At 73.2% G+C, this 24,546-nt stretch carries 23 protein-coding genes; 12 read left to right on the forward strand and 11 right to left on the reverse strand.

Annotated features, from left to right (window positions below; all coding sequences use genetic code 11):
- Positions 1–38 precede the first annotated feature (38 nt).
- Complete coding sequence (locus ASD33_RS07960) at positions 39–1,427, forward strand: M1 family metallopeptidase (RefSeq protein WP_056555667.1); 1,389 nt, start codon at positions 39–41, stop codon at positions 1,425–1,427.
- Between the two features lie 36 nt (positions 1,428–1,463).
- Here the strand turns inward: ASD33_RS07960 and ASD33_RS07965 are convergent, their stop codons facing one another.
- Complete coding sequence (locus tag ASD33_RS07965; protein WP_056555670.1) at positions 1,464–2,042, reverse strand: TetR/AcrR family transcriptional regulator; 579 nt, start codon at positions 2,040–2,042, stop codon at positions 1,464–1,466.
- 144 nt (positions 2,043–2,186) lie between these two features.
- Here ASD33_RS07965 and ASD33_RS07970 point away from each other — a divergent pair, with 144 nt between their 5' ends.
- Both ASD33_RS07970 and ASD33_RS07975 read left to right on the forward strand, forming a co-directional pair.
- Positions 2,187–2,735, forward strand: coding sequence for a carboxymuconolactone decarboxylase family protein (locus ASD33_RS07970; RefSeq protein ID WP_063991913.1), 549 nt, complete (start codon positions 2,187–2,189; stop codon positions 2,733–2,735).
- Between the two features lie 154 nt (positions 2,736–2,889).
- On the forward strand, positions 2,890–3,903 hold the full coding sequence (locus tag ASD33_RS07975; protein WP_056555677.1) for a LysR family transcriptional regulator: 1,014 nt from the start codon (positions 2,890–2,892) through the stop codon (positions 3,901–3,903).
- A 174-nt stretch (positions 3,904–4,077) separates the two neighbouring features.
- On the opposite strand, the gene ASD33_RS07980 is transcribed toward ASD33_RS07975, so the two are convergent.
- Positions 4,078–5,169, reverse strand: a complete 1,092-nt coding sequence (locus ASD33_RS07980) for an Lrp/AsnC family transcriptional regulator (protein ID WP_242426871.1) — start codon at positions 5,167–5,169, stop codon at positions 4,078–4,080.
- A gap of 63 nt (positions 5,170–5,232) precedes the next feature.
- Between ASD33_RS07980 and ASD33_RS07985 the strand changes: the two genes are divergently transcribed.
- Positions 5,233–6,525, forward strand: a complete 1,293-nt coding sequence (locus ASD33_RS07985; RefSeq protein WP_056555683.1) for an MFS transporter — start codon at positions 5,233–5,235, stop codon at positions 6,523–6,525.
- Positions 6,522–7,826, forward strand: coding sequence for an amidohydrolase (locus tag ASD33_RS07990; RefSeq protein ID WP_056555687.1), 1,305 nt, complete (start codon positions 6,522–6,524; stop codon positions 7,824–7,826). The genes ASD33_RS07985 and ASD33_RS07990 overlap by 4 nt, the downstream gene beginning before the upstream one ends.
- Before the next feature lie 31 nt (positions 7,827–7,857).
- Here ASD33_RS07990 and ASD33_RS07995 read toward each other — a convergent pair whose 3' ends face one another.
- Positions 7,858–9,039 (reverse strand): alkane 1-monooxygenase, encoded by a 1,182-nt coding sequence (locus tag ASD33_RS07995; RefSeq protein WP_056555690.1) that lies wholly within the window; start codon positions 9,037–9,039, stop codon positions 7,858–7,860.
- A gap of 124 nt (positions 9,040–9,163) precedes the next feature.
- On the opposite strand from ASD33_RS07995, the gene ASD33_RS08000 reads away from it, so the two are divergent.
- Entirely contained in the window at positions 9,164–9,763 is a 600-nt protein-coding gene (locus ASD33_RS08000; protein WP_056555693.1) for a TetR family transcriptional regulator, read from the forward strand.
- A gap of 261 nt (positions 9,764–10,024) precedes the next feature.
- Positions 10,025–10,207: a cold shock domain-containing protein gene (locus ASD33_RS08005; protein ID WP_079044659.1), complete on the forward strand. Its 183-nt coding sequence runs from the start codon at positions 10,025–10,027 to the stop codon at positions 10,205–10,207.
- Positions 10,208–10,234: 27 nt separating this feature from the next.
- Here the strand turns inward: ASD33_RS08005 and ASD33_RS08010 are convergent, their stop codons facing one another.
- Positions 10,235–11,515, reverse strand: a complete 1,281-nt coding sequence (locus ASD33_RS08010; RefSeq protein WP_056556155.1) for a radical SAM protein — start codon at positions 11,513–11,515, stop codon at positions 10,235–10,237.
- Between the two features lie 296 nt (positions 11,516–11,811).
- On the opposite strand from ASD33_RS08010, the gene ASD33_RS08015 reads away from it, so the two are divergent.
- Positions 11,812–12,201, forward strand: a complete 390-nt coding sequence (locus ASD33_RS08015; RefSeq protein WP_056555695.1) for a VOC family protein — start codon at positions 11,812–11,814, stop codon at positions 12,199–12,201.
- Positions 12,202–12,328: 127 nt separating this feature from the next.
- On the opposite strand, the gene ASD33_RS08020 is transcribed toward ASD33_RS08015, so the two are convergent.
- The 5 genes from ASD33_RS08020 to modA all read right to left on the reverse strand — a co-directional run bounded on the left by ASD33_RS08020 (position 12,329) and on the right by modA (position 19,563).
- On the reverse strand, positions 12,329–12,739 hold the full coding sequence (locus ASD33_RS08020; protein WP_056555698.1) for a hypothetical protein: 411 nt from the start codon (positions 12,737–12,739) through the stop codon (positions 12,329–12,331).
- 114 nt (positions 12,740–12,853) lie between these two features.
- The gene (gene helR, locus ASD33_RS08025; RefSeq protein ID WP_056555701.1) at positions 12,854–15,004 is read right to left on the reverse strand and encodes an RNA polymerase recycling motor ATPase HelR; all 2,151 of its coding nucleotides are present in this window, start codon (positions 15,002–15,004) and stop codon (positions 12,854–12,856) included.
- Positions 15,005–15,228: 224 nt separating this feature from the next.
- Entirely contained in the window at positions 15,229–16,452 is a 1,224-nt protein-coding gene (locus tag ASD33_RS08030; protein WP_056556158.1) for a serine hydrolase domain-containing protein, read from the reverse strand.
- 150 nt (positions 16,453–16,602) lie between these two features.
- Complete coding sequence (locus ASD33_RS08035) at positions 16,603–18,582, reverse strand: ABC transporter permease (RefSeq protein ID WP_056555704.1); 1,980 nt, start codon at positions 18,580–18,582, stop codon at positions 16,603–16,605.
- Between the two features lie 153 nt (positions 18,583–18,735).
- Positions 18,736–19,563 (reverse strand): molybdate ABC transporter substrate-binding protein, encoded by an 828-nt coding sequence (gene modA / locus ASD33_RS08040; RefSeq protein WP_056555707.1) that lies wholly within the window; start codon positions 19,561–19,563, stop codon positions 18,736–18,738.
- Positions 19,564–19,710: 147 nt separating this feature from the next.
- On the opposite strand from modA, the gene ASD33_RS36750 reads away from it, so the two are divergent.
- Positions 19,711–19,842, forward strand: coding sequence for a hypothetical protein (locus ASD33_RS36750; protein ID WP_277922082.1), 132 nt, complete (start codon positions 19,711–19,713; stop codon positions 19,840–19,842).
- A 35-nt stretch (positions 19,843–19,877) separates the two neighbouring features.
- Here the strand turns inward: ASD33_RS36750 and ASD33_RS08045 are convergent, their stop codons facing one another.
- Positions 19,878–20,360 (reverse strand): GNAT family N-acetyltransferase, encoded by a 483-nt coding sequence (locus tag ASD33_RS08045; RefSeq protein ID WP_056555711.1) that lies wholly within the window; start codon positions 20,358–20,360, stop codon positions 19,878–19,880.
- 138 nt (positions 20,361–20,498) lie between these two features.
- On the opposite strand from ASD33_RS08045, the gene ASD33_RS08050 reads away from it, so the two are divergent.
- Positions 20,499–21,212: a winged helix-turn-helix domain-containing protein gene (locus ASD33_RS08050; protein ID WP_056555714.1), complete on the forward strand. Its 714-nt coding sequence runs from the start codon at positions 20,499–20,501 to the stop codon at positions 21,210–21,212.
- 44 nt (positions 21,213–21,256) lie between these two features.
- Here the strand turns inward: ASD33_RS08050 and ASD33_RS08055 are convergent, their stop codons facing one another.
- Positions 21,257–21,490 (reverse strand): hypothetical protein, encoded by a 234-nt coding sequence (locus tag ASD33_RS08055; protein WP_056555717.1) that lies wholly within the window; start codon positions 21,488–21,490, stop codon positions 21,257–21,259.
- Between the two features lie 259 nt (positions 21,491–21,749).
- Between ASD33_RS08055 and ASD33_RS08060 the strand changes: the two genes are divergently transcribed.
- Both ASD33_RS08060 and gdhA read left to right on the forward strand, forming a co-directional pair.
- Positions 21,750–23,042, forward strand: a complete 1,293-nt coding sequence (locus tag ASD33_RS08060) for an NAD(P)/FAD-dependent oxidoreductase (protein WP_056555720.1) — start codon at positions 21,750–21,752, stop codon at positions 23,040–23,042.
- Positions 23,043–23,180: 138 nt separating this feature from the next.
- Positions 23,181–24,527, forward strand: a complete 1,347-nt coding sequence (gdhA, locus tag ASD33_RS08065; RefSeq protein ID WP_056555722.1) for an NADP-specific glutamate dehydrogenase — start codon at positions 23,181–23,183, stop codon at positions 24,525–24,527.
- Positions 24,528–24,546 lie beyond the last annotated feature (19 nt).

Below are 24,546 nucleotides of genomic sequence, written 5' to 3' on the forward strand. Positions count from 1 at the left end.
CTCCCGTCCGGGCGCCCGGGCGGCCTAGCGTGCCTGCCATGACCTCGCTCAGGTACCGGCGGGCCGCTTCGCTCGCCCTCGCGGCCCTCCTCCTGCTCGTCCCCGGGGCGGCCGCCGCGCCGGACTCCCCGGGGCCCGCCCCGGTGCGGGCGGCGACGCCGGACCGGCCCTCGTACGAGGTCGCCCTGCGCGCCGACGGCGACGGCTCGCACTGGACCGGCCGCCAGACGGTGTCGTTCCGCAACGCCGACCGCAGGCCCCTGCGTTCGGTCGACCTGCGGCTGTGGGGGAACGGCGCCGAGGGGTGCGGAACCCCCGGGAAGCCGTCCCCGGTCCGGGTGGGCGGGGTCGTCGGAGGCACCCCGCGAGCGCTCACCGTCGGCTGCACCGCGCTGCGCGTCGACCTGCCCGCCCCGCTGCCGTACGGGGCGCGGGCCCGTGTCGCCTTCGACGTGTCGATCGCCGTCCCGGACCGTGTCCACCGGTTCGGCAGGGACGGCGCGCACCGCTACCTCGGCAACGCGCTGCCCCTGCTGTCCGTGCGGGACGCGCGGGGCCCGCACCTCGACCCGGACGTCGGCTTCGGCGAGAGCTTCCTGACCCTGGCCGGCGACTTCCGGGTCGTCCTCGACCACCCCGCCGCGCTGAAGGTCCCCACGACGGGCACCACCACCCGGCGGCCCGGCGCGCCCGGCCGCACGGTCACCACCGCCGTCGCGCGCGGGGTACGGGACTTCGCCTGGGCGGCGGGCCCGTTCCGGACCCGTACGGTCACCACCCCCGGCGGCGTCCGGCTGAACGCGTACTGGACCGCCGCCACCTCCCCGGAGGGCGTGGCGACCGACCTGCGGTCCGCCACCGGCGCGGTCGACGCCTTCGGCGAGCGGTTCGGGCGCTACCCGTACGGCGAACTGGACCTCGTCATGAGCGACAACCTCGACGAGTTCGGCAGCATGGAGTTCCCGGGCCTCGTGCTGCTGTGGACCGAACCGGAGGGCTCGGCCGTCGTCCACGAGGTCGCCCACCAGTGGTTCTACGGCATCGTCGGCAACGACCAGTTCGCGTCGCCCTGGCTGGACGAGTCCTTCGCCCAGTACGCCAACCAGCTGTACTACGGGGAGCCCACCGCCACCTGCTGGGAGGACCAGGGGCAGTGGCCCAGCGGGACGGCCGCCCTCACCCGCTCCATGGGCTACTACGCCGACGGCCACCGCCCGGAGTACGTCCGGGTCGTCTACACGCGGGGCGCCTGCGCCCTGCACGACCTGGAACGCGTCCTGGGCGGCCCGGCGACGGCGGCCATGCTGCGCGGCTACGTGCGGGACCACTGGCTGGGCGTCGCCACCACCGAGGACTTCAAGCGCGCGGCGCAGGCGGCGACCACCGAGGACCTCGGCCCGTTCTGGACCGAGCACCGGATCGGCTGAGACCGGAGCCCCGGGCCCGCCGGCCGCGGCGGGCCCTCAGCTCCCGACCCGCTCCCGTTCCGCCGTGCGCAGCAGGACCTCCGCCACGCCCCGCGCGCGTACCGCCGCCTCCGCCGTGCCCTCGCGCACCGCCGTCACGATGGCCCCGTCGCCCAGCAGTGCGAGCTGGCGGGCCAGGCCCTCGTGGTCGCGGTAGCCGCCCTCGGTGAGGAGGCGGTCGAGGACGCCGATCACCTTCTCCTTGTGCTCGGCGGCCACCTGGTGCGCCGGGCTGTCCGGATCGGCCGTCTCCACCATCGTGTTGATGAAGGCGCAGCCCCGGAACGAGGCCGCGGCGAAGCGCTCCGCTAGGCCGTCGAAGAGCGCGAGCGGAAGTTCCTCGGGTGTGCGCTCACTGACCGCGATCCGGCCGTCGAGCCAGGCGCGCCACATGTCGTCGCGCCGGCGCAGCACCTCGACGACCACGTCGTCCTTGCTGGGGAAGTGGCGGTAGAAGGAGGCGCGGCCGACTCCGGATTCGGACAGGATCCGCTCGATGCCCACGGCCCGGATCCCCTCTTCGTAGAACAGGCGCTCCGCCGCACTGAGGAGCCGTTCTTTCGCGTTCGTGGCCATACCAGACGGTACCACTCGGTGCCGTATAGGTGATTCCGATGCGACAGGCGGAGTGACCGCCTCCCGTTGCGCCAGATGGAACCGATCGGTACCGTCTGGATGGTACCGACCAGTTCCGTCTTGCTCCGGCTCAAGGAGAGCTCCATGCCCCGCCTGCCCCAACTGACCGTCGAGACCGCCAACGAGGAGCAGCGCGAGCTGCTCGAAGGCACCCTCAAGCAGCTCGGCAAGCTGCCGAACCTCTACGCGGCCCTCGCCAACGGCCCCTCCGCGCTCCGCGGTTACCTCGCCATGCGCGAGGCCCTGGTCGGCGGCAGCTTCAGCGCCCGGCAGCGTGAGCAGCTCGCGCTCTACATCGCGCAGCGCAACGACTGCACCTACTGCGTCTCCGCGCATACCCTGCGCGGCGGCAAGGTCGGCCTGAGCGAGCAGGAACTGCTCGACACCCGCCGCGGCACCGACGCCGGCGACCCGCACATGGACCAGGTGCTCCGCTTCGCCGGCGCCGTCATGGCCACCGGCGGCCGCGTCACCGACGAGTCCCTCACCGACGCCCGCGCCGCCGGCGTGACCGACGCCGAGATCGCGGAGATCGTCGGCCACGTCGCGCTGAACGTGCTGTCGAACTTCTTCAATCACGTTGCGCAGCCGGACTTGGACTTTCCGTTGGTCCCGGCCCACCTCGCCGAGTAGAGTCTTCGCGGCCGAGCAGGGGTGCCGGGCGCGCAGAGGCGTCCGGCACCCCTGCGGCTGTTGGTGACAGACCGACTGGGGCGATCGAAGCGGGTGGCCGACCATTCACCCGGTGCGAGGAACTGCCGCCTGCGCGCGGCAGGGGGGAATTCACGTGGACATCGACGCAAGAACCCTTCGGACCTTCCGCGAGGTGACCCTGACCGGGTCCTTCACCCAGGCGGCGCGACGCCTCGGGTACTCGCAGTCCAGCGTCACGGCACAGATGCGTGCCCTGGAGAGGCAGGTGGGAGAACCCGTCTTCGAGCGGCTTCCCAACGGGGTCCGGCTCACCCACTCCGGAACCGTCCTGCGTGACTACGCGCGCCAGATCCTCACTCTCGTCGGCGAGATGGAGACCGCCCTGCGCCGGCCCGCGGCCAACCCGCCCCGGCTGACCGTCGGGATCGTCCCCGCCCTCGCGTACGGGCAGCAGCTCGCCCGGGTCACCCACCTCGGGCGGCGGCTGCTCTCCGGCGTCCAGCTCGCCCTGCGCGTGATGGGGACCGCCGAGGTGCACGACGCCTTCCGGTCCGGAGCGATCGACGGGGCCCTCGTGCTCACCGTCGTCGACGCGGACGACCCGGCCGCTCTTTTAGCCGACCAGCTGCACACCGAACGCTCCGACGACCTGACAGAAGTGCGCCTCCAGGAAGTCGAGTTCGTGCCCGTCACGAGCGTCGGACACCGGCGCGGCAACCTCGGCCGCCAGGTCGTCATCGCCGACCCCGACTGTCCCTCGCAGCGCTGGCTGCCCGAGTTCCTCCGCCTGCGCTGCGACAGCCCTCCCGAGATCCACGAGCTCGGCTCCATGGCCGGCGTCCGCGCCGCCACCCAGTCCGGCCTCGGCTGCGCCATGCTCCCCATGGCCCTCGCCGCCTCCCACCAGGAGGCCGGCGGACTGCGGCCCCTCCCGGGCGTCCCCCGGATGCGGTGGAACGCGTCCCTGGTCCACGGCCGCCCCGAGACCCGGCCCGCGCTCGACTGGCAGAACCTGACGGAGACCCTCCGTCAGGCCACCGCCCTCTCCTGCGTGGTCCGCCCCGACGAGCCCGGCCCCGAGAGCGCGTCCGTCGTCCTCGACGGAGGGACCGCCGCCCTCGACCCGGACCCGAGCATCGCCTCGTAACCCGCCCCACTCCTCACAGACCGGTGCCACGGCGCACCGCCGCCTCCCCCCGGCCCCACCCCCGACCGGGTCCTTACGGGAGCGACGGCGCGCCGTGGCACCTCCTTTCGCCCGCACCGCGTCCGGCACCTCTCTTCGTCCGCACCGCGTCCGGCAGCTCCCGGCCGCCGCCCCTCAGTGCTCGGGCAGCCCCAGCGGGACCCGGCCCGTGGCCCGCCCGTGCTCGTCGAGGAGCCAGCTCATCCGCTTGGGGGAGTGCAGGGCCACCGTCCGGTCCCGTACCTCCAGGGCCGGGAAACGCTCCGCGAGCAGCGCCTCGAAGCGGTCCACCGCACCGAGGCCGTGCAGCCAGACCAGGACGAGCAGGTTGTACGGGCCGCTCACCGACACGCACATCCGCACCTGCTCCAGCCGGGCGAGAGCATGGCCCGTCTGCTCCAGGAGCGCGTGCGGTACCGAGGTCCGGTAGACCACCGTCGTGGACAGCCCCGCCATCGGATGCGCCAGGTCGCAGCGCAGCGTGATGTCCCCGTCCCGGAGCATCCGCTGGAGCCGGCGCCGGGCCGTGTGCTCGCTCATGCCCGTCAGCGCGCCGAGTTCCCCGTAGCCGAGCCGTCCGTCGGCACCGAGCGCGGTGAGGAGTGCCTGGTCCTGCGGCGACGGCCGCTCGTGGAGATGGGTGCTGTAGGTGCGTGGCCGGGCGGCCGGGCCGCCGCCCAGTTCGGCGCGCCCGGCGGGGTTCATCGCCCGCATCCGCCAGTCGCGGCCCTCTCCGTACAGCGTGATGCCCAGCCGGGTCCGGGTGGAGCGGACGCCGCGGAGACCGCCGATCCCCCGGTGCACCGCACGCCCCAGGGACGGCAGGTCCGGGGCGGCGACGGAGAGGAACAGGTCGAAGTCCCCGGCCGTCTCGTCGACGCTGAACACCCAGGGCAGCGCCGTCACCGCCGCGCTCACCCGGTCGAAGGCGCGCGGCCGGCAGCGCACCTCCACATAGGCGACCGTGGCCGTCTTCGCCGCGTCGTACGCGGTGACCCAGGCGAGCCCCTCGGCGCGGAGCCGTTCGAAGCGGCGGGCGGCCGTCGTCGCGTTCACGCCGAGCGCCTGCCCGATCCGGGTCCACGGCGCCCGGGGGGCCGCCTGCAGGGCGTCGATCAGCGCCAGATCCAGCTCGGAGAAGCCGGCGAGAGCGCCCTCCGTGCGGGAATCCGGTGCGGAGGCGTCCTCTCTGAGGCTTTCCGGCATTCCGGAAGGGTTCTCGCTCACGGACCGGATCGTAGGGGCACTTCCGGCCGACCACCAGATTCGGCCACCGGTGAGAGGAGTACTGTGCCTGCTCCGACCCTTCCCGCGTCCCCGGGGGCGTCGGCCGCACACCGCAGAACCGTCCGCGTCACGGTCGTCCTGCTCTTCGCGGCCTGGCTGGTCGACTACGCCGACCGGCTCGTGATCAACCTCGTCCTGCCCTCCCTCGGTGCCGAGTTCGACCTCGACCGCACCCAGCAGGGGCTCGTCGTCTCCGCCTTCTTCCTCGCCTACGCCCTCTGCCAGATCCCCGGCGGCCTGCTCGCCGACCGGTTCGGCGGCCGGCGGGTGACCCTCTGGGCGCTGCTGACCTGGTCGGTCTTCACCGCCCTCACCGGCTTCGCCTGGTCCTTCGCCGTGCTGCTCGCCCTGCGCTTCGCCTTCGGTGCGGCCGAGGGGATCTTCCCGCCCGCCGCGACGAAGGTCCTGGTCGAGCGGACCCGGCCCGAGGAGCGCATGAGCGCCAACGGCACGGTCATGAGCTCCAACGCCCTCGCCGCCGTCATCACCCCGCTGTGCGTCGCCCCGCTCGTCGCGGTCTTCGGCTGGCGCTCGGCCTTCTGGTCGACCGCCGCCCTCGGCGTCTTCGCCCTCCTCGCCGTACGCCGCTGGCTCCCGGCCCCCCTGCCCCGTACGGAAGACGCGCGGGACGCCGCCCCCGGGACCGCCCGGCCGGCCCTCCGCGCGGTCCTCGGCAAGGGTGTCCTGTGGCGCTTCGCCTTCATGATGTTCGGCTACAACACGATCGTCTGGGGGCTCAACACCTGGGTCCCGTCGTATCTCAGCGAGGAACACGGGGTCTCCCTCACCTCGGCGGGAGCCCTCATCGCCGTCCCCGCGCTCGGTGCCGCGCTCGCCACCGTCCTCGGCGGGCGGCTCGCCGACCGGCTCGGCGGCCACCACCGCAGGATCATCGTCCCCGGCATGGCCGTCGCGGCCGTCGCCCTCCTCCTCATGGCGGGCTCGCCCTCCGTCGCCGGCTTCGTCGTCTTCGGCACCGTCGCCGTCTTCGCCGCCTCCCTCGCGTACATGCCGATCTTCGCCGTCCCCCTCGCCGGTCTCTCCCCGGCGTACGTGGGCGCGGGCAGCGCCGTCGTGATCTTCGGCGGCCAGGTCGCCGGCATGATCGCCCCGCCCGTCATGGGGGCCCTCGCCGACGCCTTCTCCTTCCAGGTCGCCTTCGGCTTCCTCGTCCTCGGCGCGCTGATCGCCGCCGTCATGGCCTGCCTCACCCCCCAGGACGCGGCCGCCTTCCGCGCCGCCGCCGGCGAACCGGCGACGACCCCGTCCCCCAGCACCGCAAAGGACCCCGCATGACCACCGAAGCCGCCGCCACCTCCCTCGCCCCGCTCCTCTCCGGCCTCGACGGACGGCTGCCGGACCTCCTCGCCCTCTACGAGGACCTGCACGCCCATCCCGAGCTGTCGTTCCAGGAGTTCCGCACCGCCGGAGTCGTCGCCGGGCGGCTGCGGGCCCAGGGCTGGGAGGTCACCGAGGGCGTCGGGCGCACCGGAGTCGTCGGCGTCCTCGCCAACGGGCCCGGCCCCGTCGTCCTGCTCCGCGCCGACATGGACGCCCTCCCCGTCAAGGAGGAGACCGGACTGCCGTACGCCTCCACCGCGACCGGCACCGACCCCGACGGCAACGAGGTGCCCGTCATGCACGCCTGCGGGCACGACATGCACGTCACCTGTCTGCTCGGCGCCACCGCCCAGCTCGCCGCCCACCGGGAGGCCTGGCAGGGCACGGTCGTCGCCGTCTTCCAGCCCGCCGAGGAGGTCGGCGGCGCGCCCGCCATGATCGAGGACGGCTTCCTCGACCGCTTCCCGCGCGCCGAGGTCTGCCTCGGCCAGCACGTGGCCCCCGCTCCGGTCGGCTTCGTGGGGACCCGGCCGGGCCCGGTGATGGCGGCCTCCGACAGCTTCCGGGTGACCCTCTTCGGCCGGGGCGGCCACGGTTCCTCCCCGGAGACGGCCGTCGACCCCGTGGTGCTCGCCGCGGCGGTCGTGATGCGGCTGCAGACGGTGGTCTCCCGGGAGATCGGTCCCGCGCAGACCGGTGCCGTCACCGTCGGCGCGCTGCACGCCGGGACGAAGGAGAACATCATCCCGGACACCGCAGAGCTGTGGATCAACGTCCGCTCGACGACCCCGGCCGTGCGGGAGCGGATCCTGGCCGCCGTCACGCGCATCGTCCGGGCCGAGGCCGTCGCCTCGGGTGCCCCCAAGGAGCCCGAGTTCACCCCGCTCAACTCCTTCCCGGTCACCGTCAACGACGCGGCGGCGACGGCCGTGGTGCAGGACTCCCTCACCGAAGTCCTCGGCGAGGGACGGGTCTTCACGCTCACCCAGATCATCACCGGCAGCGAGGACTTCGGCACCTTCGGGACCGCGCTCGGCGTCCCCTCCGTCTTCTGGCACTTCGGTGGCGCCGACCCCGCCCTCTACGCGGGCATCGACCCCGGCTCCCTCCTGGAGGACGGCCTCCCGGACACCGTCCCCGCCAACCACTCGCCGCACTTCGCCCCCGTTCCCGGGCCGACCGTCCCCCTCGGCGTGACGGCCCTGCTCGCGGCCGCCGCCCCGTGGCTGACGAGGACGGCCGTCCCCGGCGCCTGACACCGGACCGCGCGCCACCTCTCGGACGCGATCAGGTGGTCGTCCCGTACCGCGCGAGCAGCCGGGCGCGGCGGGACGGCTGGAGGTTGGCGCGGGTGATGTCGCCGTCGTAGTGCGCCAGGACGCGGGGGTCCATGACCCGGCGCCAGAGCGGCGGGACGTAGGCGAGGACGATCATCCCGGCGTAGCCGGTCGGCATCTCGGGGGCCTCCTCGAAGTGGCGCAGCGCCTGGTAGCGGCGGGTGGGGTGGGCGTGGTGGTCGCTGTGCCGCTGGAGGTGGTAGAGGAAGACGTTGGAGGCGACGTTGTCGCTGTTCCAGCTGTGGCGCGGGGCGCAGCGCTCGTACCGGCCGCTCGCGAGGAGTTGGCGCTTGAGGCCGTAGTGCTCGGTGTAGTTGATGACTTCGAGCAGACAGAAGCCGAACACCGCCTGCCCCGCGAGATACGGCAGGACCCCCGGCCCGAAGGCGAGCGCGAGCGCGGCGAAGAGTGCGAACGACAGCGACCAGGAGCCGAGGACGGTGTTGCGCGGGCTCCACACGGACCGGCCCCTGCGGGCGAGCCGGCGCTTCTCCAGACGCCAGGCCGAGGTCAGGCTGCCGGCGACGGTCCGGGGCAGGAACCGCCAGAAGCTCTCGCCGAGCCGGGCGCTCGCCGGGTCCTCGGGGGTGGCGACGCGGATGTGGTGGCCGTGGTTGTGCTCGACGTAGAAGTGGCCGTACCAGGTCTGGGCGAGCGCGATCCGGGACAGCCTGCGCTCCAGCGACTCCGTCTTGTGCCCGAGTTCATGGGCGGTGTTGATCGCGATGCCCGCGACGCCGCCGAGGGTGAACATGAGCCCGATCCGGTCCACGACGGCGAGGTCGCCCCGGGCGATCAGCCAGCAGCCGAGGACGAGGCCGGCGTACTGGAGGGGCAGGTAGAGGTACGTGCACCAGCGGTAGTAGCGGTCCTGTTCGAGGTGGGCGAGCGCGCTGTCGGGCGGGTTGGCCGAGTCCTTGCCGATGAGGTGGTCGACCACGGGGAAGACCGCGTACAGGACGAGGACCCCGGTCCACCAGAAGACCCGCAGCCCGGTCGCGGACACCAGGCCCCAGGAGAGGAACGGGAAGGCCGGGATCAGCAGGCCGAGGAGCCAGAGCCAGCGCTTGGGATCGCGCCAGACGGCGGGGACCGTCGGGGGTGTCGCGGGAGGGTCGCTGTGCAGGGCCATGCCGGCTCCTCACGAGGAAGGACACGTGGTGGACACTTCACTTGCTCAGTGTCCAGTTCTTAGACGTCTCACCCGTGAAGCGTCAATGCTTTGGGCGGGGCCCGATGGATAAAGTGGGGGCACGATGACACGTTTTCGCGAGAGTGTTCGGTCCCTGTTGCGTGAGCAGGTGCTCGACGCCGCCTACGGCCTCGTCGCCGCCGACGGCTGGGGCGGGCTGCGCATGACCTCCATCGCGCGGGCCGCGGGGATCAGTCGGCAGACCCTCTACAACGAGTTCGGCTCGAAGGAGGCCATCGGCAACGCGCTGGTCCAGCGCGAGCTGGAGGGCTTCCTCGTCGGCATCCAGCGCGAACTCGACGCCCACCGGGGCCGGTTGGAGGCCGCGGCCGCGGCCGGGGTCGGCTACGTGCTCCAGCAGGCGGTGGACAACCCGCTGATCAAGAGCGTCCTGGTGGCGGCGCGCGGCGGCGAGGACGACCTGCTCGCCTATCTCACCACCCGCCCGGAACCGGTCTTCGGTACGGCGATGGCGATGCTGGAGGCGTACGCGACCGAGGCCTGGCCCGATGTCGACGAGGAGTCGCGGGGCCTCGCGGTGGAGACGATCGTGCGGCTCACCGTCAGCCACATCGTCCAGCCGGTGGCGGACCCCGGGGAGTCGGCGCGGCGCATCGCCCGGATCACGTCGAGGATCGCGTACCCGGGCGGCGGGGCGGCCTGAGGGCCGCCGCAGGGAGAAGTGGGCGAGACCTGGTGGCGGACACGGGGGATCTCCGGCACCAGGCCTCTGTTGAACATTGTACGAGACGGCGGGGTGTGTCCGGTACGTGCCCCCGGGGCGCCTCTCCGACGCGCGAACCGGGGCCCGGCGGGGTACACCTCCTCTGAGACGCGGATGCGGCCGAGCGCGGGCCCCCTTCCCCTCGGCCGCGTCGCCGGTGACGACGAGGAGGCCGCCGTGGAGGGCAGAAGCAAAGGGTTCGTGCATTCCTTCAACCGCGCCGGCGGCTACGGATTCGTCGTCCCCGTGGGCTCCGAGGAGCAGGTCTACTTCAGGGCCGAGGACATCGAGGGCGAGGAGCGCACCCTCTCCGAGGGTCAGCAGGTCTCCTTCGTCCTGGTCCTGGGCGACGGCCGCTTCGAGGCGAGGGAACTGCGCGTCTGAACCCGGAGGGCCCCCGCCCCCCGAGGGTCACTCGCCCGGAGCCGGCGGCAGCGCGTCCATGAACGAGCTGACGGAGAACACCGCCCGGCCGGGACCCGCGGGGCCGTAGCCGGGCGGGGCGGTCAGCCCGTACTCCTCCAGCGTCGCCGTGTACGCCTCGAGCAGGCACAGGTGGTACTCCAGCGGGGCGCCGTCCGGGTTCTCCCGGCCCAGCGGGGTCGTCGGCTCCGGGCACCAGGTGGTGAACCGGGGGGTGATCCCGCGCGACATGAAGAACCGCAGGCCCTCCCGGGTGGAGGCGATGGCCTCGTCCACGGTCAGGAAGCCGGACGGGCGCGCCATCTCGACACCCGCGACGAAGTTCGGGATGACGTTGCGCGGCCCGAAGACCTCCGCCGAGTCCAGGATGCGGCGGTGCCACTCGTCCCGGCCGATGTAGCGCTCCTTGCCGGGGCAGTACAGCTCGAACAGCCGCCGGTCCCACACCTCGTAGTTGGGGTGGTAGATCCGGATGCCGTAGTCGTGGAAGCGTTGCACGTCCTCCTTCGGCAGCGCCTGGGCGACGACCTTGCCGATCCAGCGGCCGGGGAACCGCTCCTCGATCGCGCGCGCGTACTGCCCGTAGAAGTCGGCCTCGTCCTTCCCGCCGACCTGCGAGGTGACCGCCCCGCCGGTCAGCGTGTACGCGGTCGAGGTGCGGGCGGTGTCGTGGCGGTCGATGATCTCCAGGGCCTCCAGGACCTCGTCCACCGGCTTCACCCCGGTGTACGGGCGGCCCGCCGCCTTGTGCTGGCGCCAGTTGTGGTTGATGTCGCAGTACTGGCACTCCTCCTTGGCGCCGAAGTACTGGCAGACCCGGAAGACCGTGAGGTAGATCAGGTACCCCCACTGGATGGTCGGCGCGACCTCCATCACGGACTTGCCGTTCGCCAGCGGGTGCCGGTAGTACTCCGGCATCGGCGGCAGACCGACGTCCGCGATCCGCACCCCGTCGAGGAAGAGCGCGAGCGCGCCGTCGCCGTCCGGTGCCACCCGGTAGGGGGAGGACGGGTTGACGCGCACCGACACCACCGTGCGCCGCAGCCCGTACGGACCGCCGGTCAGCACGATCTCCTCCGGCGGACGGTTCAGCGCCGCCTCCCCGAGCTCCGGCAGAGTGCGGTGGTCGAAGGAGAAGATGAAGTACGACTTCGGCTTCACCTCGCCCCCCTCGTTGCCGCTCAGCGCGGACGGGTCGAAGGCGAGCCCGCCGCGCAGCAGGTCCTCCTTGAACACCGCCTCCGGAGGGAGCCCGGGGAAGCGGTCCATGAGGGACTCGACGACGGCGGTACGGGTCGGGGCGGCGCTGGACACAGCGGATCTCCAGTGGTGAGAGACGACGGAGCCGACGACCTCACGCTACGCGCGCGCACCCCCGGAGCGACGACCGGGCCCGTCCGGCCGGGCCCGGCGCGTCCCGGCACGAGAGGGCGGGGCGGGATGCTAGAAGTTCCACGGCCCCCGCGCGTACCCGTGCGCGTACCCGTCTTCGTACCCGCCCGCCGTCCTGCCCGTACCGCCTTCGCATCCGCACCCACGCCCGCACCACGAACCGGAGAGCACACATGAGGATCAACCTGGCCGGCCTCCTCGTCGACGACCAGGAGAAGGCCCTGCGCTTCTACACCGACGTGCTGGGCTTCCTGAAGAAGACCGAGGTCCCCCTGGGCGAGTACCGGTGGCTGACCGTCGTCTCCCCGGAGCACCCCGACGGCGTCGAACTGGTCCTGGAACCCGACACCGCCCTCCCCGCCGCGCGGGTGTACAAGGAGGCCCTCGTCGAGGCCGGCATCCCGCTCACCTCCTTCGCCGTCGACGACGTCCGCGCCGAGTACGAGCGCCTCCGGGGGCTCGGGGTCCGCTTCACCCGGGAGCCCGTGGAGATGGGCCCGGTCACCGTCGCGATCCTCGACGACACCTGCGGCAACCTCATCCAGATCGCCCAGTACGCGTGACGGCGGCCCCCGAGAACCCGGACCGGCTGTGAACACGCCGCGGGGCCGGCACGGGGCCGGCCCCGCGGTCCGGGAGTCGGGCGCCGACCCGGCGGATTCTCCGGGGGCAGGAGCCCGCCCCCCTCCCTCAGGCGACCACCGGCACCTGCGTCTCGGCGCTCATCCGCAGTCCGAGGTGCAGATAGGCGGCGAGGTCCGCGCGGGGGGCCTTGCGGACCACATGGCGGATCGCCTGCATCGCCTCCCACGCGGAGGTCTGCGCCAGCGATCCGCCCCAGGTCTCCCCGAGCCCGTCCCAGAGGTACGCGCTGAAGCCCAGCTGAGGCGCCCCGGCCCGTCGCCGTTCCTCCTCGTGCGCGGCGAGCGCCCGGATGAAGAACCGTTCCGCCTCGACGGCCGGCAGCACGGCACGGATGATCCGCAGATACGGCGTGACCAGCGACGCGACCTCGGGGCACTCCCCACCGGGAACGAACGCGTCACGGGTGTCACGGGCGTCCCGGAGATCACGTGGGTCACGGGGAACGGAGGTGGGCACGGGCTCGCATGTAGGAGTCATGGAACCTATCGATACGTCATCTGATCGCAGGAACCGCCGTGGCGCGCCCACGTACCGGCCCGGTTCGTCCCACGGTGTCAGACCCCGGAGCCCTCACGCGCTCCTGAGGACGACGAGCCGCTGTGTCGCCCTGGTCATCGCGACATAGCGGTCGACCGCACCCTCGATGCCCTCGCCGAACCGCTCCGGGTCGACGAGCACGACCAGGTCGAATTCCAGGCCCTTCGACAACGAAGGGGTGAGCGACCGAACCCGCGCCGACCCCCGGAAGGAGGGGTCGCCGATGACACAGGCGACGCCGTCCGCGTGCGCGGCCAGCCAGTCCTCCAGGATGCCGTCGCGGTCCGCGGCCGAGCCGTGGACGACCGGGATGCCGCTGCTGCGCACCGAGGTCGGCACGTTCGCGTCCGGGAGCGCCGCGCGGATGGCCGGCTCGGCCTCCGCCATGACCTCCTCCGGCGTCCGGTAGTTGATGCTCAGCGACGCCACGGTGATCCGGTCGAGCCCGACCCGCTCCAGCCGCTCCTGCCACGACTCGGTGAACCCGTGCCGCGTCTGGGCGCGGTCACCGACGATGGTGAAGCTGCGGGACGGGCAGCGGAGGAGCAGCATCTGCCACTCCGCGTCCGTCAGCTCCTGGGCCTCGTCCACGACCACGTGCGCGAAGGGGCCCGCGAGCAGGTCGGGTTCGGTCCCGGTGACCGCGGACTCGTCGACCAGGCTGTCCTTGAGGTCCTGTCCGCGCAGCATCGTCACCGCGCCCTCGCCGTCGTCGTCGGCCGCGAGCACGTTGTCGATGACATCGGCCATGCGCGCCCGCTCCGCCGCGAGGGTGGCCTGCCGCCGCCTCCGGCGCACGGCCGCCTCGGGGTCGCCGAGCCGCTGCCGCGCCGCGTCGAGGAGGGGCAGGTCGGAGACCGTCCACGCCTGCGCGTCCGTGCGCTGGAGCAGCCGCACCTCCTCGCGGTCGAGCCAGGGGGCGCACTTGCGCAGGTAGGCGGGCACCGACCAGAGGTCCCCGACCAGGTCGGCGGCCTCCAGCAGCGGCCAGGCGCCGTGCACCTCCTTGACCAGCTCCTCGTCCTGCCGCAGGGAGCGCAGGAACAGGTGGAAGGGGACCTCGCCGTCGAGCTTGGCCAGCAGGATCGTGGCCAGCTCCTCCCAGATCTGCTCGCGCGCCTCGTTGTGCGGCGTACCGGAGTCCGGCGCGTCGAAGGCCTCGGCCCAGTCGTCGGCGGTCAGCCGGATGTCGGCCCAGTCGGTCGACACCGTCATCCCCCGGGCGGGCGGCTCCTCGTAGAACCCGACGGCGGTCTCGATCGCCCGGACCATGTCCGCGGACGACTTCAGCCGGGCGGCCTCGGGATCGGTCTCGGCCACCGCGCGGGCCCCCTCGGCGACGAGGTCCCGCACGGTGCAGGTCTGCACGCCCTCCTCGCCGAGGCTGGGCAGCACGTCGGCGACGTACGCGAGGTACGGCTGGTGCGGGCCGACGAACAGGACGCCGCCCTTGCGGTGCCCGAGCCGGGGGTCCGCGTAGAGGAGGTGGGCCGAGCGGTGCAGGGCGACCACCGTCTTGCCCGTACCCGGGCCGCCGTCGACGACGAGCGTGCCGCGCGAGCCGGCCCGGATGATGGCGTCCTGGTCGGCCTGGATGGTGCCGAGCACGTCCCGCATGCGGGGCGAACGGCTGCCGCCCAGGCTGGCGATGAACGCGGACTGGTCGTCGAGCGCCGCGTGCCCTTCGAGGCCGTCGGCGGTGAACACCTCGTCCCAGTAGTCGTTGACGCGCCCGCCGGACCAGCGGTACCTGCGGCGGCTCACGAGCCCCATCGGGCGGGCGTGGGTCGCGGCGAAGAAGGGCTCGGCGGCGGGCGAGCGCCAGTCGAGCAGCAGCCGGCGGCCGGTGCTGTCCGTGAGCCCGAGGCGCCCGATGTACACGGGCTCCGGGTCGTCCTCGGCGACGATGTGCCCGAGGCACAGGTCGAGGCCGAAGCGGCGCAGGGTGCGCAGACGGCCGGTGAGGCGGTGGATCTCCGCGTCCCGGTCCATCGCCTCCCGGCCGGCGCCGCCGGGCGCCCTGCGCGTGGCGTCGAGCCGGTCGGACAGTTCGTCGATCGACTGACGGAGACTCTCCTCGACGGCCGCGAAGTGCTGCTCGTCGCGGGCGATCAGGGCCGGGTCGGCCTTCGAGGAGAGACGGTCGGGAAGGTCGAACGCACCGGTGCCGTACGACGTGTCCACCGACGAAAACACATGCACTTCGTGAATCTCCCGTATCTGCAGGCGAAGTCCGCGGCCGGGCGGGCCGAGATCAGCGATTCTGCGGTACGAAGGGGGCCTTGCCGCAAGGCCCCCCATGCGCTATACGTTAGAAGTGGCAAGAGGAGGGTTTCCCCCTTGCCCTGATCCCGACGCGAGGCCGCGAGCCCGGATCCGGCCGCCCGGGGGTCCGTCTTTCGGAAGGCCTAGCGCGGGGTGATTCCCCCGGCGTAGACGTTCTTCGGCGTGACGACCTCGGTGACCGCGCGGGCGAGCAGCGTCGAAGGTTCCTGGCCCTGGCTGAGGCTGTCCGTGTTGATCATGATGACCATGGTGGCCTTCTGCGAGGGCAGGTAGACCGTCACGGTCTCGTACCCGGGGATCGAGCCGTTGTGGCCGATCCACCCGTTCGTCTTCAGGATCCCGAGACCGTAGCTCGTGCCCGGGAAGGGGGTCGGCAGCGTCCTGAGCCGCTGCGCCTGGGTCGCGGGGCTCAGCAGCTCGCCGGTGGCGAGGACCTTGGCCCAGTGGCGCAGGTCGCGCAGGTCCGAGATCATCCCGCCGGCCGCCCATGCCCAACTGGGGTTCCAGTCCGTGGCGTCCGCGACCTTCCCGCTCAGCGTCTGGTCGGTGTAGCCGCGCGCGTGCGGCTCGGGGAACTCGGCGCCCTCCGGGAGGAAGGTGTGACGCAGCCGGGCCGGGCGGACCACCCGCTGGTGGAGGAGCTCGGCGAGCGGCTGCCCGCCGACCTTCTCGACGACCAGGCCGAGCAGCAGCAGATTGCTGTTGGAGTACTGGAACTTCGCGCCCGGAGCGAAGGTGTTCGCGTGCCGGTACCCGTAGGAGAGCGCCTCCCAGGGGTTGAACGGGCGCTCCGGCTCGCTCAGCAGATCGTGGACGAACTCCGGGTCGGCGGTGTACGGGAACAGCCCGCTGCGCATCTCGGCGAGGTGACGCAGCGTGATGTCGTCGCCGTCGGGGACGCCGCGGACGTAGTCCGAGATCGGGTCGTCCAGCCGGACCTTCCCCTCGTCGACGAGTTGGAGGAGTGCGGTCACCGTGAACGTCTTGGTCTCGCTGCCGATCCGGACGCGGGTGTCGACGCGCATCGGCCGGCCGGTCCTGGTGTCGGCGACGCCGGTGGCGCGTACGTACCGTCCCTTGCCGGGCATCCACAGGCCGACGACGACACCGGGGATGCCCGCCTTCCTGCGGACGTCCTCGATCGTCCGGTCCAGCCGGGCGGTCAGCTCCGGGCCGAACCCGGCGGAGGAGAGGTCGTCCTCGCCGTAGCCCTCGCCGGTCACGGCGTGCGCGGAGTGCGCGGGCGAGGCGACGGCGGGCGCGGCGGGGGCCGCCGTCATCGGGGTCAGCACGGACGCCACGAGCAGCGTCGCGGCGAACAGTCTGCGGGAGGGGATACGTCTCATGGCGGAGCGCCTCTTCCGGGTCATCACGGTCACGGACCGCAACATCACCACCGGCACCCCGGGCCGCGGGCCCCCGGCAAGGGGCGCCCCCCGGCGAGTCCACTCGTTCGGCGCCACTCCCCGTACCGGCGCCCTGGGCCGCTCGCGCGGTCACAGCGGCACGATCGTCGCCTCCGTCGCCTTCACGCTGGTCCATACGGACACCCCGTCGGCGAGGCCGAGTTCGGCCGCCGCCTGCGGGGTGATCTCGGCGACGAGATCGGGCGCCAGCTCCGAGGCGACCAGGACCCGCAGCCTGCTGCCGCTGGCCGTGATCTCCCGTACGGTGCCGGGCCAGACGTTACGGGGGCTCCCGCCGGGCCGCTCGCGGTGCAGCGACACCGCCTCGGGCGCGACGATCGCCAGGGCCGGGGTGCCGGGCTCCGGCGGTTCGGCGGCGACCAGGGTGCCGCCCCCGTCCAGGGCGAGGCCCTCGGAGGTCGCCGTCCCCGGCCAGGCGTTGCGGCCGAGCATCCGGGCGACCCAGGGCGACCGGGGGTGCCGGGTGACCTCGGCGGGCGCGTCGTCCTGGAGGGCGCGCCCCTCGTCGAGCACGAGGACGCGCTGCGCCAGCGACACGGCCTCGACCGGGTCATGGGTGACGATCAGGCAGACCCCGCCGAAGCCCGCGAGATGGGTGCGCAGGGTGTGCCGTACCTGCGCGCGGGTCGTCTGGTCGAGCGCGGCGAGCGGCTCGTCGAGCACCAGCAGCCGGGGCCGCGCGGCCAGCGCCCGTGCGAGGGCGACGCGTTGGGCCTGGCCGCCGGAGAGCTGCGCAGGCCTGCGGTGCGCCAGATGCCCCACGCCGAGCCGGTCCAGCCAGGCGCGTGCCTCCCGGCGGGCCTCCGCGCGCGGGACGCCCTGGGCGCGCAGCCCGTAGGCGGTGTTGGCGAGGGCGTTCATGTGCGGGAAGAGCGCGCCGTCCTGCGGGACCCAGGCGACGTGCCGCCGGTGCGGTGGCAGCGCGGTGACGTCGGTGTCGCCGAGCCGGAGCGTGGCGTGGGCGCGCGGGGTGAGTCCGAGCAGGGCGCGGAGGAGGGTGGTCTTGCCCGCGCCGTTGGGGCCGACGACGGCGATGGTGGTGCCGGGTCCGGCGTCGAGGGTGAGCCGGGTGAAGCCGGTGACCTCGGCGTGGAGGGCCCAGCTCCGGTCCCCGGGGGGCTGCTTCTCGACGGGCTGTTCCCCGTGCGGCACGGCCGCGCCGGGGGAGGGGGCCGAGGAGGGGCCCGGACCGGGGGTGTCGTCACCCGTGTCCGGTGCGGGGCGGCGGGTGCGGCGGTCGGACGGGGTGCCCGTCCAGCGTCCGCGCAGGGCGATCAGTACGGCCATCGCGATGGCGAGCAGCAGCAGGGAGACGGAGGTGGCGGCCTCCGGCTCGTCCTGGAGCAGCAGATAGACCTGGAGGGGCAGGGTCTGGGTGGTCCCGGGCAGGTTGCCGGCGAAGGTGATGGTGGCGCCGAACTCGCCGAGCGCCCGCGCCCAGGTGAGGGCCGCCCCCGCGATCAGTCCGGGCGCGACCATCGGCAGGGTGACGGTGAGGAAGACCCGTACCGGCGGGGCGCCGAGGGACGCGGCGGTCTCCTCGTACCGCGGCCGGAGCCCGCCGAGGGCGCCCTCCAGACTGATGACGAGGAAGGGCATGGCGACGAAGGTGGCCGCGAGGACGGCGCCGGAGGTGTGGAACGGCAGGGTGATGCCGAAGGTGCCCTCCAGCCACGGGCCGAGCAGTCCGCGCCGGCCGAAGGCGAGCAGCAGCGCCACACCGCCGACGGTGGGCGGCAGGACCATGGGAAGCAGGACGAGGGAACGGACGATCGCCTTGCCGGGGAAGGACACCCGGGCGAGCAGCCAGGCGAGCGGGACGCCGAGCAGCAGCGAGAGTCCCAGCGCCCAGAACGACACGACGAGGGAGAGGCGGAGGGCCTCGACGGTCCCGGGGGAGGTGAGGTGGTCGGCGAGTTCGTCCCACTGGGTCCGGACCAGGACGCCGATCAGGGGGAGGGTCAGGAACGCCACGGCGAGGAGCGCGGGCACGACGAGCGTGACGGGAGTGCGGGCCCGGGGCGTACGGCGGACGCCTGATCGTTTCATCGAGTGTCCTGGAAGACGTAGGGAACGGTGTCCTGCACGACGTAGGAAACCAGGCCGTCCGGCGGGAACGGCGGAGGGGGCTGCCCGTCCCCCCGGAACGGGCAGCCCCCTGGTCAGGGGGAGGGGCGGGCTCGGCGGCCGGCCCTCCGGTCGCTACGGCTTCTGGAAGCCGGCGTCCCGGAGGATCTTCTGCGCCTCGGGCGAGGACAGCCAGGCGACGAACGCGGCCGCCGCCTCGGCGTTCGCGGAGCCCTTCACGGTGGCGGCGGGGTACTCGGCGACGGCGTTCTGCGCGTCGGGGATCTCGACGGCGGCGACCTTGTCCCTGGCGCTCTCGGCGTCCGTCCGGTAGACGAGGCCGGCGTCGGCCTCGCCCAGCTCGACCTTGCTGAGGACGGCGCGGACGTTGGGCTCCTGGGAGACCGCCTTCACCGTGATCTTCTGGGCGTCGAGGATCTTCCTGCTGTACTTGCCGGCCGGGACCTCGGGCGCGGCGAGGACGACCTTCAGCTTGGTGTCGGCCAGGTCCTTCAGCTCGTCGACCTTGAACGGGTTGCCCTTGCCGGTGGCGATGACGAGCCGGTTCTTCGCGATGACCGTCGGAGTGCCGGTGTCCGCCCTCACCTTGTCCATGCTCTTGGTGTCGGCGGTGACCAGGGCGTCGGCGGGGGACCCCTGGGCGACCTGGGCGACGAGCTCCTGGGAACCGGCGAAGGAGAAGGTGATCTTCGTGCCGGGGTGGGACTTCTCGTACGCGGCACCGGCGGTCCTGAACACGTCGGTCAGGGAGGCCGCGGCGAGCACCGTCAGGTCGGCGGCGGGGGCGGCGCTCGCGGAACCGGAGGGCGCGGAGCCGGGAGTGGTGGAGCCCGCGCCGTCCTTCCCTGAGTCGTCGCCGCAGGCGGCGAGCGGCACGAGGAGGGCCGCGGTGAGGACGGCGGCGGCGGTGCGGCGTCTGGCGGGAGTGAGCGCGAGGGACATGGGCTTCGTGACTCCTTGGTGTCGTCCAGCCCCAGTTCTGGAGGACGGTTGGGGCCGCATGTGCGACACCGTAGGTGGATGAGCCTCTTATCTGCAACAAAAACGTGTGACTCTCCATGGCGAATGAGAGGCGGCTTGGAGGAAGCGATGAACGGCGGTCGGACCATCGGCTTCAGCCTCCTCCTGGTCTTCGTCCTCGACCGCCCCTTCGCCGGCGAACTCAGCGTGAGCCCGGCACCGTACCGGGAGGGGGCGCTGGCCACGTACTGGGAACCGTGACGCGGGTACGGCGCGGGCGCACGGGCCCGTGTCCGTCAGGGACGTCGTGCGGTGAGGTCCTTGGTCATGAAGACGCGGCCGGCGCCCGGCGGAGCGACGGGAACCTCCCCCAGCTGCCGCCACCCCTGTTTCCGGTAGAAGCCGGGGGCCTGGAAGGTGATCGTGTAGAGCACGCCCATGGCGCAGCCGCGGGCGCGGGCCTCGCCCTCGGCCCGGCGGAGGATCTCCGCGCCCAGCCCGCCGCCGCGCAGCTCGGGCGGCAGGAAGAACAGGTCGAGGAAGAACAGTCCGAGCGAGGTGCGCCCGGTGAGTCCGCCGACCACCCGGTGCGTCCCGGGCTCACGGACGAGGACGGCGAGAGGGCGGCGGTCGTCGACCCCGGTCCTCTCGACGTTGAACCGGTCCAGGGCGTCGGAGATCGCCGCGAGGTCCCCGGGCGCCGGGGCGTCGGTGACGGCGAGGTCCGGGTGGGGTCCGCCTCGCGGGGGCGCACCGGCGGTCGTGTCGGATGCGGCCATGGTTCCTCCAGGGGGTGGGCGGAGGCGGTCGCGCCCCCGGTGCGGTCGCGGGGCGTGGGGGTGTGCCCCGCGCACCCGGCGAGGCTAGGGCGCGGACGCTTCGACGGTCGTCGAACCGAGGACGGCGACAATGGGGGCATGGACAGGGACGCGGAGGGCCGGGACGTGGGGGTGGACCTGGCGGCCGTGGCGGGGCTGCTGGCCGACGGAACCCGGGCTTCCTTCTGTCTGGCACTGCTCGACGGCCGGGCGTGGACGGCGAGCGAGCTCGCCCGCCATGCCGGGGTCGCGTCCTCCACGGCGACCTCGCATCTGAACCTGCTCGTCGGCGGCGGACTCCTCGTCGAGGAGCGGCACGGACGCCACCGCTATGTGCGGTTGGCCGACCGCCGGGTGGTCGATCTGATCGAGAGCCTCGCCGAGCTCGCCCCCCGGCGGGCGGTACGGACGCGGTCGCTGTCGGCCTCCGGCCGCGGCCGGGCGCTCGGCCGGGCCCGGCTCTGCTACGACCACCTCGCCGGATCCCTCGCGCTGGCGGTCACCGACGCGATGGCCGGGCGCGGGCTGCTGGAGTGGGGCTCCGAGCCGGGGCTGACCCACAAGGGCGCGGACTGGCTGGCCGGGGCGGGGATCGTTCTGCCGGAGGGCTCGCGCCGACCGCTGGTGCGCGCGTGCCTGGACTGGACCGAGCGCCGCCCCCATCTGGCCGGCGCCGTCGGCGCCGCCCTCTGCGGCCACGCCCTCACCGCCGGCTGGGTCACGCGGATCGGCACCACCCGCGCGCTCTCGGTGACCGACGCGGGCCGCCGGGCGTTCCACGAGCACCTGGGTCTGCCGCCGGCCGGACTCTGAGCCCCCGGCGGGACTCCGGCCCCGTCGTTCCGGGGCGCTGAGCCTCACGACGGCGACGGCGTCGGGTGCCACAGTCCGTCGGTGTACGCGTGCGGGCTCCAGGTCGGTGCGGGGGAGGGCTCGAAGGGGCCGGCGCGGTTCTCCATCAGGACGACCATGAGGATCGCGAAGACCGAGGTGGCGATGATCAGGCCGAGGCCGACGGGGTTGCGGGGATTGAGGGAGTAGCGGTTCGTACCCCACTTGCTCTTCTTGAAGACGGGCTCGTCGTCGTTCACCGCATGCTCCTCGGGCCGGGGCGCCGACCGGGCCTCCCGGCGCGCCACCAGCGAACTTATGGGCCCCTCGCGGGTCGTTGACAGGTTCTTGACGCGCACCCGGGCGCCCCCGTCCTTGCCGACGACCGGCAAGAAGCGTCGCCCGGCCGACCGCGCCGCACGCGCCCCCGCCCTTGACAACCAGTCATGCTCCTGACAGCAGTGGGGTCGCCGCGCCGTCTCGCGGACGGCGTCACGAAGCCAAGGGGGAGATCAGCGCATGACCAAGCCTGGGACCGCGGGGGACGCGTACGACGTCGTCATCAGTGGAGCCGGCCTCGCCGGAAGCGCCGCGGCGATCCTGCTCGCGCGCCGCGGCGTCCGCGTCGCCCTGCTGGAACGCCGCTCGGACCCCGCCGCGTACAAGGTGCTCTGCACCCACTCCCTCACCGCCAACGCCCACCCGGTGCTGGACGAACTCGGCCTCCTTCCCGACCTGGAGAAGGCCGGAGCCGTCCGCAACGAGGCCCGCTGGTACACCCGTTGGGGATGGATCGAGCCGAGGGCCGCCGCGACGGGACCCGATTTGCCGTACGCGTACAACATCCGGCGCAGCGTCCTCGATCCGCTCATCAGGTCCCGCGCGGCGCAGACCCCCGGCGTCGACCTGCTCCTCGGCCACCAGGTGACCGGGCTGCTCCGGGAGGACGGGCCGCGGGGGCGCACCGTCGGGGTGCGCGCGTCCACGCGCGAGGGCGAGCGGGAGATCCGGGCCCGCCTCGTGGTCGGCGCCGACGGCAAGGACTCGCCCGTCGCGAGGTTCGCCGGGCTGCCCACCCGGACGTACGAGAACGGCCGGTTCGGCTATCTCGCCCACTTCCGCGGACTCCCGCTGCACGGCGGGATCGGCCAGACCTGGTTCCTCGAACCCGACATGGCGTACGCGTTCCCGAACGACGACGGGGTCACCGTCCTCGCCGTCCTCCCGGACAAGAAGCGGCTGCCCGCCTTCCGGGAGGACCTGGAGGGCAGCTTCCTCGACTTCGTCCGCGCCCTGCCCGAAGCGCCGCCCGTCGACGACGCCGAGCGCGTCTCGAAGATCATCGGCACGCTCGACTACCCGCTCCTCAGCCGCGAGCCGACCGCGCCGGGGCTCGCGCTCGTCGGCGACGCGGCCCTGACCGGTGACCCCCTGTGGGGCGTGGGATGCGGCTGGGCCCTGCAGTCCGCCCACTGGCTGGCGGAGGCGGTCGGCCCCGCCGCCGCCGGTCGCGGCGACCTCGACCGGTCGCTCGCACGGTACGCGCGCGTGCACCGGCGCCGGCTGCGCCCGCACCAGTACCTGGCCGCCGACTACGCGAAGGGGCGCCCGTTCAACCCCATGGAACGGCTGGTGTTCTCGGCGGCGGCGCGCGACGAGGCGGTGGCCCGCCACATGTACCTGTTCGCCTCGCGTCTCATCGGCCCGCTGCGCTTCCTGAGCCCGGCGGCGCTGGCCAGGGCGGTGGCCGTCAACATCCGGCACCTCCGGCACCGCGGGGCCGCGGCGCCGGCCGTACCGACGGCGCCCTGACCGGAACCGGTGGTGGCCCGGGGCGGCGGGGACCGGATGCCGGACCCCTCGGCGGCCCGGGCCGGAACTCCGGCAGGATGCGCGTATCGCGCGACAGGAGCCCGGAACCATCGGACACAGGGAAGGCGAGACTCCGCCATGAACGTCAGCTCACACATCGAGGCCGTCTACGAAGAGGTCCGCCGCCGCAACCCCGGCGAGGCCGAGTTCCACCAGGCGGCGGCCGAGGTCCTCGACTCCCTCGCGCCCGCCCTCGAACAGCACCCCGAGTACGCCGAGACCGGGATACTGGAGCGGCTGGTCGAGCCCGAGCGGCAGCTGATCTTCCGGGTCCCATGGGTGGACGACCAGGGCAAGGTGCGGGTCAACCGGGGTTTCCGGGTGGAGTTCAGCAGCGCCCTCGGCCCGTACAAGGGCGGCCTCCGCTTCCACCCGAGCGTCAATCTCGGCATCGTGAAGTTCCTCGGCTTCGAGCAGATCTTCAAGAACGCGCTGACCGGGATGGCGATCGGCGGCGGCAAGGGCGGCTCCGACTTCGACCCCAAGGGCCGCTCGGACGGCGAGGTCATGCGGTTCTGCCAGTCCTTCATGACGGAGCTCTACCGTCACCTGGGCGAGCACACCGACGTCCCGGCCGGTGACATCGGCGTGGGCGGACGCGAGATCGGCTACCTCTTCGGCCAGTACAAGCGGATCACCAACCGATACGAGTCCGGCGTCCTCACCGGCAAGCCGGTCGGCTGGGGCGGCTCGCACGTGCGCACCGAGGCCACCGGGTACGGCGCGGTGTTCTTCGCGCAGGAGATGCTCGCCACGCGCGGCGAGGGCTTCGACGGGCGCCGGGTGGTCGTCTCCGGTTCGGGGAACGTGGCCGTGTACGCCGTGGAGAAGGTCCACGCCCTGGGCGGCCGGGTGGTGGCGTGCAGCGACTCCTCCGGCTACCTCGTCGACGAGGACGGCATCGACCTGGAGCTGCTGAAGGAGGTCAAGGAGGTACGCCGGGCCCGGATCTCCGACTACGCGGAGGCGAAGCCGACCGCGCGCTTCTCGGCCCGGGGCACGGTGTACGACGTGGCCTGCGACATCGCGCTGCCCTGCGCGACCCAGAACGAGGTGCGCCGCGAGGACGCCGTGGCCCTGGTCAAGAACGGGGTCCGTGCCGTCGCCGAGGGCGCGAACATGCCCTGCACGCCCGAGGCGGTGGAGGTGTTCCGCCAGGCCGGGGTCCTCTTCGGCCCCGGCAAGGCCGCGAACGCGGGCGGCGTGGCGACCTCGGCCCTGGAGATGCAGCAGAACGCGGCGCGCGACAGCTGGACCTTCGAGCAGACCGAGGCCCGTCTCTCCGCCGTCATGCGCGACGTCCACACCGACTGCCGGACCACGGCGGAGGCGTACGGCGGCAACACGGACGACTACGTCCTCGGCGCCAACGTGGCCGGATTCCTGAGGGTCGCGGAGGCCATGGCGGCGCAGGGCGTCATCTGAGCGACGGGGAAGCGACGGG

It is taken from the genome of Streptomyces sp. Root1304, from assembly GCF_001426405.1.
Lineage (GTDB): Bacteria > Actinomycetota > Actinomycetes > Streptomycetales > Streptomycetaceae > Streptomyces.